This is a genomic window from Acinetobacter sp. YH12201 (assembly GCF_013418145.1).
GTDB lineage: Bacteria > Pseudomonadota > Gammaproteobacteria > Pseudomonadales > Moraxellaceae > Acinetobacter.
Window position 1 is genome coordinate 1 of sequence record NZ_VPCP01000081.1, and the last position, 13,569, is coordinate 13,569.

Annotated in this window: 12 protein-coding genes and 1 pseudogene; 7 read left to right on the forward strand and 6 right to left on the reverse strand. The window is 42.5% G+C overall.

All coding sequences use genetic code 11. The annotated features are described in order from the left end of the window. Positions 1–123: 123 nt before the first annotated feature. From folP to rlmE, 3 genes and pseudogenes are all read right to left on the reverse strand, one after another. Positions 124–786, reverse strand: a pseudogene (gene folP, locus FTU91_RS13520) (dihydropteroate synthase); the annotation flags it as partial. 132 nt (positions 787–918) lie between these two features. Beyond that, positions 919–2,808 (reverse strand): ATP-dependent zinc metalloprotease FtsH, encoded by a 1,890-nt coding sequence (ftsH, locus tag FTU91_RS13525; protein ID WP_180082467.1) that lies wholly within the window; start codon positions 2,806–2,808, stop codon positions 919–921. Positions 2,809–2,940: 132 nt separating this feature from the next. Continuing rightward, positions 2,941–3,591, reverse strand: a complete 651-nt coding sequence (rlmE, locus tag FTU91_RS13530; protein WP_086196272.1) for a 23S rRNA (uridine(2552)-2'-O)-methyltransferase RlmE — start codon at positions 3,589–3,591, stop codon at positions 2,941–2,943. Between the two features lie 195 nt (positions 3,592–3,786). On the opposite strand from rlmE, the gene yhbY reads away from it, so the two are divergent. Further along, complete coding sequence (gene yhbY, locus FTU91_RS13535) at positions 3,787–4,110, forward strand: ribosome assembly RNA-binding protein YhbY (protein ID WP_086199214.1); 324 nt, start codon at positions 3,787–3,789, stop codon at positions 4,108–4,110. 9 nt (positions 4,111–4,119) lie between these two features. After that, entirely contained in the window at positions 4,120–4,659 is a 540-nt protein-coding gene (locus tag FTU91_RS13540; RefSeq protein WP_180082469.1) for a DOMON-like domain-containing protein, read from the forward strand. Positions 4,660–4,793: 134 nt separating this feature from the next. On the opposite strand, the gene FTU91_RS13545 is transcribed toward FTU91_RS13540, so the two are convergent. After that, a complete protein-coding gene (locus FTU91_RS13545; protein ID WP_180082470.1) occupies positions 4,794–5,267 on the reverse strand; it encodes a hypothetical protein in 474 nt (157 codons plus the stop codon). 310 nt (positions 5,268–5,577) lie between these two features. Here FTU91_RS13545 and carA point away from each other — a divergent pair, with 310 nt between their 5' ends. From carA to greA, 3 genes are all read left to right on the forward strand, one after another. Then, entirely contained in the window at positions 5,578–6,717 is a 1,140-nt protein-coding gene (gene carA, locus FTU91_RS13550; RefSeq protein WP_180082474.1) for a glutamine-hydrolyzing carbamoyl-phosphate synthase small subunit, read from the forward strand. Positions 6,718–6,730: 13 nt separating this feature from the next. After that, a complete protein-coding gene (gene carB / locus FTU91_RS13555; protein WP_166167472.1) occupies positions 6,731–9,961 on the forward strand; it encodes a carbamoyl-phosphate synthase large subunit in 3,231 nt (1,076 codons plus the stop codon). A gap of 95 nt (positions 9,962–10,056) precedes the next feature. Further along, positions 10,057–10,533, forward strand: a complete 477-nt coding sequence (gene greA / locus FTU91_RS13560; protein ID WP_086196278.1) for a transcription elongation factor GreA — start codon at positions 10,057–10,059, stop codon at positions 10,531–10,533. Between the two features lie 89 nt (positions 10,534–10,622). On the opposite strand, the gene FTU91_RS13565 is transcribed toward greA, so the two are convergent. Beyond that, positions 10,623–11,204, reverse strand: a complete 582-nt coding sequence (locus FTU91_RS13565; RefSeq protein ID WP_180082482.1) for a TetR/AcrR family transcriptional regulator — start codon at positions 11,202–11,204, stop codon at positions 10,623–10,625. A 141-nt stretch (positions 11,205–11,345) separates the two neighbouring features. Between FTU91_RS13565 and FTU91_RS13570 the strand changes: the two genes are divergently transcribed. Both FTU91_RS13570 and FTU91_RS13575 read left to right on the forward strand, forming a co-directional pair. Further along, entirely contained in the window at positions 11,346–11,756 is a 411-nt protein-coding gene (locus FTU91_RS13570; RefSeq protein ID WP_180082476.1) for a RidA family protein, read from the forward strand. A gap of 94 nt (positions 11,757–11,850) precedes the next feature. Continuing rightward, positions 11,851–12,489 carry a CatB-related O-acetyltransferase gene (locus FTU91_RS13575; protein WP_180082478.1) on the forward strand — a complete coding sequence of 213 codons (639 nt, stop codon included), beginning with the start codon at positions 11,851–11,853 and terminating at the stop codon, positions 12,487–12,489. Here the strand turns inward: FTU91_RS13575 and FTU91_RS13580 are convergent. Next, positions 12,468–13,457, reverse strand: coding sequence for a P-loop NTPase fold protein (locus FTU91_RS13580; protein ID WP_180082480.1), 990 nt, complete (start codon positions 13,455–13,457; stop codon positions 12,468–12,470). The genes FTU91_RS13575 and FTU91_RS13580 overlap by 22 nt on opposite strands. Positions 13,458–13,569 lie beyond the last annotated feature (112 nt).

Sequence of the window (13,569 nt, forward strand, 5' to 3'; positions counted from 1 at the left end):
AATGGCTATTCTACGTTTGATTGGTTTTGGAAAAAAAGAAGAATTTAAGAAAGTGCTAGCAATTTTAAGAAAGAAAAAGCCTGATAGGACAAGGATCCTATGAAATTTGTCGTGTACAGAGAAAATTGGATAACCCATATCATTCAATTTATAAAATTCATTTAACAGCTTCAAATTTTGCTGTGCATTTTTAGCAAAACCAAAGCCCGGATCAATCACAATATTTTCAGGTTTTACCCCAGCCTGTATTGCATCATCTACTCTCTGCTGTAGCTCTTTAATCACATCAGTGGTTACATCATCATACTGGTCTAAATTATTCATGGTGGTAGGTTCGCCACGCATATGCATAATAATTACAGGAATATTCAGCTCAGCAGCAGTTAGCAAGGCATGAGGACGGGTTAATGCACGCACATCATTCCAGACATGCGCCCCTGCTTGAACAGCAGCTTTTATCACTTCGGGTTGTGAGGTATCAATTGAAATAATGACATCATGCTTAGCCAATTCTTCAACTACAGGCACTACACGGCGTATTTCATCATCCACCTCCACCACAGAAGCACCGGGACGAGTTGATTCCCCCCCAACATCAATTATGCTTGCACCATCCTCTATCATCTGCAAGGCATACGCTATGGCTTGGTCTTTGGTATTATGCTTTCCACCATCACTGAAAGAGTCTGGAGTGACATTCAGAATCCCCATCACGTGGGGCTGAGACAAGTCCAACTTCATTTGACCACATTGCAGCATTCGATTAGGTAATGGCATCAATTGCATTATATTTCTCCTTCAAGCAATCCGGCTATTCTAACAACTCTACAATTTTACAGTCTGAAATCTTTTCAGACACAACTGCCTTATCCATAAAAAAAGAGCCTCATTTGAGACTCTTTTTTCTAACCATCCAACTTAGCTCGCTGGTAATGGTGGAGGAGTTGCAGGACCATCTGTTGGTGTTACATCAATCACCGGATTTTCAGCAACATATACTTTAGGTGGTTGTGGTTCACGACCTTCCATGATGTCACGGATTTGGTCACGATCAATGGTTTCCCATTCCATCAAAGCTTTCACCATGGCATGCGCGATCTCTTTGTGGTTTTCCAGAACCTCACGAGCAACTTTATACTGTTCATCCAGAATGCGGCGAACTTCGGCATCTACCTGCTGTTGCGTTGCTTCAGAAATGGTACGACTACCGACATTTCCAAAGAAGCCGTTTTGGTTTTCATCTTCATAAACCATCACGCCCATCTTGTCAGACATACCGTATTTAGTGACCATTGCACGTGCCATTTTGGTTGCACGTTCAAAGTCATTTGAAGCACCGGTCGACATTTGGTTAATGAAGACTTCTTCAGCAATACGGCCACCAAACAAAATCGAAATTTCATTCAGCATTTTGTCTTTGTAATGACTAATTGCATCTTGTTCCGGCAACTGCCAGGTCACACCCAAAGCCCAACCACGCGGCATAATGGTCACTTTATGTACAGGGTCAGTACCCGGCAAAATTTCAGCCACAATCGCATGACCGGCTTCATGGTAAGCAGTAGCACGACGTTCTTCTTCACGAATCACCATCGATTTACGTTCAGGACCCATATAGATCTTGTCTTTAGCATCTTCAAAGTCATGCATGTCGACTGTGTTCTTGTTACGACGGGCAGCAAATAACGCTGCTTCGTTTACAAGGTTCGCCAATTGTGCACCAGAGAAACCTGGAGTACCACGTGCCAGCACTCTGACATCCACACCCGTGTGTGAAGGCAATTTTTTCAAGTGTACATTCAGAATCTGTTCACGGCCTTTAATGTCTGGAAGGCCTACCATCACCTGACGGTCAAAACGACCAGGACGAAGGAGTGCTTTATCAAGAACATCGGCACGGTTGGTTGCAGCAATGACGATAATGCCTTCATTACCTTCAAAACCATCCATTTCTACCAGCATCTGGTTGAGTGTCTGTTCACGTTCATCGTGACCACCGCCAGTACCTGAACCACGGTGACGACCGACTGCATCAATCTCATCAATAAAGATAATGCATGGGGCATGGCGTTTTGCCTGTTCAAACATGTCACGTACACGTGATGCACCAACACCCACGAACATTTCGACAAAGTCAGAACCTGAAATACTGAAGAACGGAACTTTTGCTTCACCTGCAATCGCTTTGGCAAGCAAGGTTTTACCGGTACCCGGAGGACCAACCATCAATACGCCTTTAGGAATACTTGCGCCCAGACGTTTAAATTTAGATGGATCTTTCAAGAAATCTACAATTTCAACAACTTCTTGTTTAGCTTCATCACAGCCAGCAACATCGCTAAAGGTGACTTTAATTTGGTCTTCAGACAGCATTTTGGCTTTCGATTTACCAAAGCTCATCGGACCGCTTTTGCCACCTGCACCACCACCCATGTTGCGCATAAAGAACATGAATAACAAAATGATTAAAAGTACAGGGAAGCTAGCGATAAGAAGTTGCATCAACAAACCTTGACGTTGCGGTGCAGTCCCTTCTACAACAACATTATGTTTAATGAGATTTGGCATCAGTTCCGGGTCTTGAACCGCGGGACGAATGCTTTCAAACTCTGAACCGTTTGTTTTTTCACCACGAATTCTTTCGCCATCAATGGTGACTTGCTTAATTTGACCAGCATTCACCGCTGAAACAAACTCTGAATAATTCATTGCAGTCGGTTGATTGCGGTCACTGATGTTACTGAAAATCAGAATCAGCACACCCAGTATAACCAGCCACAATACGGCATTCTTGAAGAGATCGCTCAAAGCTTTATTCCCATATCAATCTAATTTGATCATGCCCAAAAATGGGTGACCCTAATTTAAGCTGAAGATCAGCTTTGCAATATTTTAAAAATGTACAAAATGCACAATTTTTAACGTCTTGGCAAGTAAACTTTATGTAGAGGCCTTCTTACGACCTTGCCCGATTAAAAATACTTCTTTAGAACGGGCACGTGAAGCGGCAGGTTTTGCCGTCTTCAATACATCAAAGCTATCTACAACTTGTTTACGGAATTCGTCAAATCCGGTGCCCTGGAAAACCTTGACGATAAATTGGCCTTTCGGTCCTAAAACCTTGTTGGCAAAATCTAAAGCCAGTTCACACAAGTAAATTTGACGCGGTTGATCTACAGCCTTATTACCTGATGTATTGGGGGCCATATCCGAAATTACAACGTCTACAGTCCTTCCGTTTAAAATATTTAACAATTTTTCAAAAACTTCTTCCTCACGGAAGTCACCTTGCAGGAAGGTCACATCCGGCAAGGCATCCATAGGTAAAATGTCGGAGGCAATCAACAAGCCTTTGTCACCGACTAATTTACCGGCAATTTGTGACCAACTGCCGGGTGCCGCACCCAGGTCAACCACAGTCATGCCTGGTTTAATAATTTTGTATTTTTCTTGAATTTCAAGAAGCTTATAAGCAGCACGCGCACGATAACCTTCCTTTTGTGCTCTCTTTACAAAAGGATCATCCAAATGCTCGCGCATCCACTCTCGACTACTTTTTGACAACTTCTGGTTGGTAATGCGTGTCGCCATAACTCTCTAAATAATAAAAAACTTCTAATAGGTGATTGTACGTGAAAAACATAGGCCTTGCAGTATACATCTGTATCTAAATCCAATCTTTGAAAGGTTTTTTTCAATAATTGAAATCGATTATTTCAACAGAATATAAAGCGTTTAAACTTGGCATTTGTTATACTGAGCCGTTTTTAAAATTAGGTTATCTTTATGGCGGCTTTATCTATTCAGGAACGTAAACGTTTACGTCAAATCGGACATGCATTAAACCCGGTGGTTATGCTAGGCGATAAAGGTTTGACTGAAGCTGTAGTCGAAGAATTAAACCGCGCTTTAAACGATCACGAATTGATTAAAGTGAAAATCGTAGCGGAAGATCGTGAAGAACGCGCATCTTTAATCGAAGATCTTTCAGCTCAAACTGGTGCTGAAGTTGTTCAAAAAATTGGTAAAATTGCGCTGATTTATAAAAAAGCAGCAAAACAGAATGCCAAATTATCCAACTTGGTTCGTCACGCTCATTTGTCTAACTAAGCAGATTTTATGGCAAGTTACGAACTTAGCGCCTTTGATCGTCGCTTTCAATCGATCTCCCTGGTTGCTGCGATTGAACAACAAAGCCCATATAGCTTAAATGTGGGCTACTGGTTACGCGACCCCAACCAGCTCATACAATGGCCTGAACTGGTTCAAGACTACCCTCGTCAAGATTTCCTATGGGAACACACCTGTTTTGAAATTTTTATTGGTGTACAGGGTGAGGATTTCTATCGTGAAATCAATCTGTCGCCCTCCCAGGCGTGGCAGGCCTATCAGTTTGAGGAATATCGCTATCCGGAAGATATGCCGCCTCAAGCCGCCGATGACATCGAACTGAACCAGCTTAAACGCACACATTATGGTTTAAATGTGAGCCTTGATTTAACCGAGTTTATGTTAAAGCACAAATTGCAATGGTCGGATTTGTTTCTGGGCTTAAGCGCTGTACTCAAAACCTCGCAAGGCGAACAATATTATGCCATGCAACACAGCAGTCCAAATGCGGACTTTCACAACAAGCGTGATTGGCTACATCAGTTCTAGAGCATAGCAGCAATATTCAAACAGTAAAAAAGTGAGGCAAAATACCTCACTTTTTTATGTCTTCAATGTGTACCTGAAGAAAACTAGCATAGGGTCCTTCCTCGCCAGTATAAGTAGACATGTCTACTTATATGTCAGCTTTTTAAAGTAGGTTCCTCATCCGACTTCACTGACACCTTTTTCCACACATCTAAAGTATGTTCTTTAGAACGTTTTAAAGTTTCAGCCAGATGATCTTTATGTTTCACTGAAATTTGGCCGACATCGTCTTTTAACTCTTTGCCAAGTTTCGATAAGTCTTCAATCACCGCATTAAATTCAGCTTTTACGAACTCTTTCAATTCTGCCAAATCTTTCTGTGAAAAATTGAGTTGCTTTTTAATGGTTTCAATACGCTGAAAAAGGTCTTGTTTTAAACTTTGAATCTGCTCTTGAACATTTGCCTGTACCTCCTTTGCTTCTGCTTTTACATTCTCAGTAGATTCTGTCACCGCTTCTGTCACTTTTTGCTGTGCTTCTTTAGATGCCTGTTCCAACTTGTCCGCACCTTCTGCAACCACTTCCTTTAAGGTAGTTTTTGCTTTTGTTGGCTTGTGTTCTAAGGTCATGATCTTTTTTCCTATAGTTATTACATGAGAGCTCTAGCGTATTCCGTTTTGATAAAATTTAAGTTTTGATTTGTTAGACAATTCTAATTTGCTTACATTTTACATACATAGATGCAGAAACAGACTTTAAGCCAAAAAGCAAGGGATTTATCTCATACTTTTACTGTAAAGCCGTTGGACTTAAAGGCTATTTCTGCGTATAATGCCGTGTTAAGTTCAAGCGAGCAGACAAGGAGGATAGGTTTTATAATAGCCTTCCTTTTTTTTCGTCTACTCGCTTTTTTACAGCCTAAATTTCAGGAGCTTTGGTTTGAGCACCCCAGCAATTTTAGCCCTTGCCGATGGTACTATTTTTAAAGGTACTTCAATTGGCGCATCGGGTAGTACGACTGGTGAAGTCGTTTTCAACACTGCCATGACTGGCTATCAAGAAATTTTGACTGACCCTAGTTATGCACAACAACTTGTCACCCTGACTTATCCTCATATTGGTAATACAGGTTGTAATGATGAAGACGCTGAGTCAGGTCGAATTCATAAAGTTTGGGCCAACGGATTGATCATTCGTGACCTTCCTTTATTGCATAGCAACTTCCGTGCTGAGCAATCACTTGGTGATTATCTTAAACAACACAACGTTGTGGCTATCGCAGACATTGATACGCGTAAACTAACGCGTATTCTGCGATCTAAAGGTGCACAAAACGGTTGTATCCTTGCTGGCGAAAACGCTACAGAGGAAGAAGCTTTAGCTAAAGCCCGTGCTTTTGGCGGTTTAAATGGTTTAGACCTTGCTAAAGAATGCTGCGACCCTGAAGGTTTTGAATGGACAGAAGGCTCTTGGACTCTAGGCAAAGGGTTCTCTCAACCTGAACTTAAATTCCATATTGTTGCATACGATTACGGTGTCAAAACCAACATCTTACGTATGCTTGCGGATCGCGGTTGTAAATTGACTGTTGTACCTGCTGAAACTCCTGCAGAAAAAGTCCTTGCTTTGAATCCGGATGGCGTGTTCCTGTCAAATGGTCCCGGCGATCCAGCAGCATGTGACTACGCAATTGAAGCTGTAAAAACAATTGTAGAAACGACTGAAATTCCAGTATTTGGTATTTGTTTAGGCCACCAGATTCTTGCACTTGCCTCAGGTGCAAAAACTGTGAAAATGCCTCACGGTCACCACGGTGCCAACCATCCTGTACAAAATCTTGAAGATGGTACAGTGATGATTACTTCTCAAAACCACGGCTTCGCAGTAGATACAGATACGCTACCGGCTAACTTGAAAGCAACGCACAAATCACTGTTCGACCAAACCTTGCAAGGTATGCATCGCACAGACAAACCTGCGTTCAGCTTCCAGGGTCACCCTGAAGCAAGCCCTGGTCCACATGACTGCGCACCATTGTTCGATCATTTCATCGAACTTATCGAAGCATCTAAGAAGTAATTAAGGAAGCATCATGGCTAAACGTACAGACATTAAAAGCATCTTAATTATCGGTGCAGGTCCGATTGTGATCGGTCAGGCATGTGAGTTTGACTATTCAGGCGCGCAAGCGTGTAAAGCACTTCGTGAAGAAGGCTACCGTGTTATTTTGGTCAACTCTAACCCAGCGACCATCATGACTGACCCTGCTATGGCAGATGCAACTTACATCGAGCCAATTACCTGGCAAACTGTAGCTGCAATCATTGAGAAAGAACGCCCAGATGCAGTTCTTCCAACCATGGGCGGTCAAACTGCATTGAACTGTGCCCTTGCCCTAGACGAGCACGGCATTTTAGAAAAATACAATGTTGAATTGATCGGTGCGACCAAAGAAGCGATCGAAAAAGCTGAAGACCGTAAACTCTTCGACCAGGCAATGCGTAAAATTGGTCTTGAATGTCCAAAAGCTGATGTTGCTGAGTCAATGGAACACGCGCTTGAAATTCAAGCACGTTTCGGCTTCCCAGTGATTATCCGTCCATCATTCACCATGGGTGGTTCTGGTGGCGGTATCGCGTATAACCGTGAAGAATTCATTGAAATCTGTGAACGCGGTTTCGATCTTTCTCCAACTAAACAGTTATTGATTGATGAATCACTCATTGGCTGGAAAGAGTACGAGATGGAAGTTGTTCGTGACAAAAACGACAACTGTATCATTGTATGTACAATCGAAAACTTTGATCCAATGGGCGTGCACACAGGTGACTCAATCACTGTTGCTCCTGCTCAAACGCTTACAGACAAAGAATTCCAGTTACTGCGTAACGCTTCTTTAGCTGTACTTCGTGAAATTGGTGTTGAAACTGGTGGTTCGAACGTTCAGTTCGGTATTAACCCGAAAGACGGCCGTATGGTTGTGATCGAGATGAACCCTCGTGTTTCTCGTTCATCTGCATTGGCATCTAAAGCAACTGGTTTCCCGATTGCGAAAATTGCTGCGAAATTGGCTGTGGGTTACACCCTTGATGAGTTGAAAAACGACATCACTGGCGGTACAACACCTGCATCATTCGAACCTGCAATTGACTACGTTGTTACCAAGATTCCTCGTTTCAACTTCGAGAAATTCCCACAAGCGGACGCAACTTTAACCACGCAGATGAAATCTGTAGGTGAAGTTATGGCGATTGGTCGTAACTTCCAAGAGTCTATGCAAAAAGCGCTTCGTGGTCTTGAAGTGGGTGCTTGCGGCTTTGATGAAAAAATCGAAGTGGGTACTGAAGGCGCGAAAGAAAAGATCCTGCAAGAACTTAAAGTTCCAGGTCCTGAGCGTATCTGGTACGTAGGCGATGCATTCCGTCATGGTTTCACCCTGGACGAAGTATTTGCTGCAACAAATATTGACCGCTGGTTCTTGATCCAGATCGAAGACATCATCAAAACTGAAAACCAAATCAAAACTTTAGGTTTTGGTGACTTAAATGCCGACAATATCCGTGCATTTAAACGTAAAGGTTTGTCAGATCTTCGTATCGCTGGCTTGATGGGCATTTCACAAAAACAATTCCGTAAACACCGTTGGAACCTGGGTGTGACTCCAGTTTACAAACGTGTAGATACCTGTGCCGCTGAATTCGAATCTGATACAGCGTACATGTACTCAACTTACGATGAAGAATGTGAAGCGAATCCTTCAACTCGCGACAAGATCATGGTCATCGGTGGCGGTCCTAACCGTATTGGTCAAGGTATCGAGTTCGATTACTGCTGTGTACACGCTGCCCTTGCCATGCGTGAAGACGGTTATGAAACCATCATGGTGAACTGTAACCCTGAAACGGTTTCAACTGACTACGACACTTCTGATCGTTTGTACTTCGAACCGATTACCCTTGAAGATGTACTTGAAATCGTGCGTGTCGAGAAGCCTAAAGGCATTATCGTACAATACGGTGGTCAAACACCTTTGAAATTGGCTCGTGCTTTGGAAGAAGCTGGTGCGCCAATTATCGGTACATCACCTGATGCGATTGACCGTGCAGAAGACCGTGAACGTTTCCAGCAAATGATTCAACGTCTGCAACTTCGTCAGCCGAACAACAGCATCGTAAAATCTGCTGAAGAAGGTATGGCTGAAGCGGCGAAAGTTGGCTACCCACTGGTGGTGCGTCCTTCTTACGTTCTTGGTGGTCGTGCGATGGAAATCGTCTACAATGATGACGAATTGAAACGCTACCTACGTGATGCGGTTCAGGCATCGAACGAAGCGCCTGTTCTTCTTGACCACTTCCTTGATGATGCCATCGAAGTTGACGTGGACTGCGTATCTGACGGTAAAGACGTTGTGATCGGCGGTATCATGCAGCACATTGAACAAGCCGGTATTCACTCAGGTGACTCTGCATGTTCGATTCCTCCTTACTCTTTATCTCAAGAAGTACAGGACGAAATGCGTCGTCAAACGATTGCCATGGCGAAAGAGCTTGGCGTAATCGGTTTGATGAACGTTCAGTTTGCGGTTAAAGGCACTGATGTTTACATTCTGGAAGTGAACCCACGTGCGTCTCGTACTGTACCGTTCGTTTCTAAGTGTATCGGTGAATCTTTAGCGAAAGTTGCTGCACGTTGTATGGCGGGTCAATCTCTAGAATCTCAAGGATTCACTTCAGAGATTATTCCTGAACACTTCTCTGTAAAAGAAGCGGTGTTCCCATTCAACAAATTCCCGGGTGTTGACCCAATCCTTGGCCCTGAGATGAAATCGACAGGCGAAGTGATGGGTGTAGGTAAAACATTCGGCGAAGCATTCTACAAAGCTGTACTAGGCGCGAATGAACGCTTACCTGGCCTTCCAACCGAAGGTGAAGTGAAGCATGCATTCATCTCTGTACGTGATTCTGACAAGCCTCGTGCTGTTGGTATTGCGAAGCAGCTAGCTGGTTTCGGCTTCAAAATCCTTGCGACTGGCGGCACGTATGACGTGATTAAAGCAGCAGGTATTGAATGTGAACGTGTGAATAAAGTAACTGAAGGCCGTCCAAATATTGTTGACCGCTTGAAAAATGGCGAGATTCACCTCATTATCAATACAACTGAAGGCAAACAAGCTCAGCAGGATTCATTCTCGATCCGCCGCTCTGCTCTTCAAGGTAAGGTGTATCACACAACAACCTTGAATGGCGCAGACGCTGTATGTCAAGCTTTAGCAATTAAATTGCCGATGGATGTTTACCGCTTGCAAGACCTTACCAAAGGTTAATTAAGTTACCGAGAAGTCCCGCTACCTCTCGGTGGCGGGCTTTTTTTATTTATAAACCAGCTGTATTTTTTTTAATTTAACTTAGAGGGACAACAATGCAACGTTATCCTATGACTCCTGAAGGCAAAATTGCCCTAGAGAAAGAATTACACCAACTAAAAAGTATTGACCGTCCACGTATTACTGCAGCGATTGCTGAAGCACGTGAACATGGGGACTTGAAAGAAAATGCAGAGTACCACGCAGCGCGTGAACAGCAAGGCTTTTGTGAAGGTCGTATTCAGGACATCGAAGGTAAACTCGGTGCGTGCCAAGTCATTGATGTAAAAACACTTGAGCAAAATGGCCGTGTGGTTTTTGGTGTAACGGTAACGATTGAAAATATCGACACAGAAGAACAGAAGACTTACAAAATTGTTGGCGATGACGAAGCGGACTTTAAGATCAACAAGATCTCAGTAAACTCTCCGATCGCACGTGGCCTGTTGGGTAAAAACGAAGGCGACGAAGTGAAAATCGTTACTCCGCAAGGCGAAGTTGAATACGAAATTGTGAAAGTTGAATATATCTAAGTTTTAAATAGATATTTTAGGCTGTAAGAACCCCTCTGATGAGGGGTTTTTTATATTCAGACTTCTGCTACAGAAAGCTGAGTTCCAGCTTATTTTAAAAGTCCCGATGCAAATAACTGAAATGCATGTAATGCCTCAGGCAGGACCTTCTCAGGATGTTCACTCGAAGCGACCCACAGTGCCGCATTCATGGCAGCACCATTTAGAAATACAGCCGCTGCTTCAGGATCGACTGCTTTAATCCGGTCTGCTGCCAATAACTGCTCTACGCACTCACGCGTGGACTGCAGACATTTATTTTGACTTGGCCAATGTGCAGGATCACCCAATACCGCAGGTCCATCACGCAGCACAATACGCTGAAACTCAGGATTTAACGCATTTTCAATATAAGTCCGCCCTTCAAGCATCAAACCTTCCCAAAGATCTTCAGGTTGCCCCAGATGTTGCCCGGCATATTCCGCCATTTCTGAATCAATTTGATCGACCACAGCAGCAAATAAGCCCCGTTTATCGCCAAAATGATGGTACAGCGCACCACGGGTCAGCCCTGCTTCTGCCGTGAGTTTATCCATTGATGTGTCTGCATAACCATATTCAGCAAAGGCACGGCGTGCGACTTCTATAAGTTTTTTGCGGGTTTCCGCCATTTTCTGTTCACGAACAGACATTGATTTCATCACCTTATCATCGCAAAAATTTTAATTGACATACGCTACGTATGTCAATTATGTTTGCATACGAAGCGTATGTGAAAAGCAAAGCTGCTTTTAAAACCCAACGTTTAAACCAGATATTGAATGAGAATAAACATGACTAGAACTGCGATATTTCCCCAAGACCGCCATGCTCTATATGAGCAACATGGTTATTCTGCTGCGATCAAATCGGAAGATCTGCTGTTTGTATCGGGTCAGGTCGGTAGCCGTGAGGATGGCAGCCCTGAACCTAATTTCGAAAAACAGGTAGAGTTAGCTTTTAGCAATCTCAGCCAGACACTGGCAGCCGCAGGTTGTACTTTCGATGACATTGTGGATGTCACCACCTTTCATACCGATCCTGAACAGCAATTTGAAACCATTATGAAAGTTAAAAATCAGATATTTACACAAAAGCCTCACCCGAATTGGACGGCGGTTGGCGTGACCTGGCTCGCTGGCTTTGACTTCGAAATCAAAGTGATCGCTCGTATTCCTTCAAAAGCCATTAAAATTAACCTCTAAGCTTTTATCTCCTGACTTTTAACACGACTACAACCCTGCCCGATTGCAGTCCAATTGGGTATAATTCCTTGTCCTTTTAACCCATGATTCTTGTATGTCTGAAAAGTTAATTAATTCTCCTGTGAATCACTGGTGCGAGTTCGAATTCATCTCGAAAACGGTGAAGAATCCAAACATTCATATCAAGGGCAATTACAGCTATTACTCAGCCTATTGGGATCAGGGATTTGAGCGCTGTGTGGTGCGTTACCTGCATAACAAGCCCGCTACACCAGAGAAGCCTATCGATCAGCTTTATATCGGCAATTTCGTCTGTTTTGGCGCAGAATGCGTGATTATGATGGGCGGCAACCAATTACACCGTACTGACTGGATTTCAGCATTTCCATTTGATACCCGTAGTTTTGTCCCTGCTGGTAACACCGTGATTGGTGATGGCTGCTGGATTGGCTCACGTGCCATGATTATGCAAGGCGTGAAGCTGGGCGAAGGTGCAGTAGTTGCAACAGGTGCTGTCGTCACCAAAGACGTACCACCTTATGCCGTGGTCGGTGGTGTGCCTGCAAAAATTATTAAATACCGTTTTCCTGAAGAAGATATTGAAAAACTGCTTTCCCTTAAGCTTTATGAGCTAGATGAAAAGCAGTTTTTAAAGATGCGTGAACAGTTGCAGACTGAGGATATTGACTTATTAAGAGCATTTTTGAAAAATCAAATTCCTCCGAATATATAGTTCTTCCAACCACTATGAAAATCTTTATTATCAGTTAGTCTAAGGTTTCGGACTGATACAACGCTAAACCTTTTCTGTGAGTTAACCAACTGCTCATAATATTCAACTAATTGAATAAAAATTAAGATTCCAAGTTCGTCTTGAAAGAAATTTGCTTTTCTCATTAATACTGTAGTATGGGTATCAGCCCTATAATTTTCCCTATGGTATTTTTCAAAATCATCTTTATTCAACTGAATATAATTATCCATTTGATCTAATAAAGTTTTAAGTAACTCCAAAGAAGTATTACTTTTTAAAAGAAATGTAGGATTTAATAAAAACATTATCAATAATTGATTTTTATAACTATCAAAACTATCAGAATAGAGTAATGCAAACTGACTTGCTAATTTTGAAATTACTCTCTTAGATAATTCTTTTTCTCCTACGTAAAAATCTATAAGTTCTATACAACCCTCAAGATTTTGATGGTTTAAATCTATCCCTAAATGCTCAAAAATATTAAATATATTTATCTCCAAATTATCAATGAGGTCAGGAGATAATGAATTTAATCTCACTGTAAAATCAACAAACTTATCTAGATACTCTTCACCAAGTGTTTCATCATAGCCATAATTATGGCAAACAACTTTAGAAAATTGAGATTTATCCATCACTAGAACAAACACAATTTTAGGAATATCAAAAAAATGTTTAATACGCTCAATCAATCGAATTGCAAAATCAGGCCGACAGCGATCTAGCTCATCAATAATGAAAACTAAAGGTCTATCAAGTTTTTCGACAGTTTCGGCTAAATGCCTTTTAAATTCAGCTAGAGTCTTTTTCTCTGCTTCATGACTTGCTATTTTCTCTTGGATACTCTCTTTAACACGCTCACTCGCTTCATCAGATAATGCATCAATTTCATCTTTTGCAATTTCATAGCCCTGCTGTAAAGTAGCAGTGGGTGAGTAGACCAAGGGAATTTCACCCTTAGCCCCTCGCAGAACCGGACATGAACCTCTCAGCTCATCCGGCTCCCATTATCCAACCGATGGTAAACATCCCATTTTCCAGTGCACAAAGGCATTT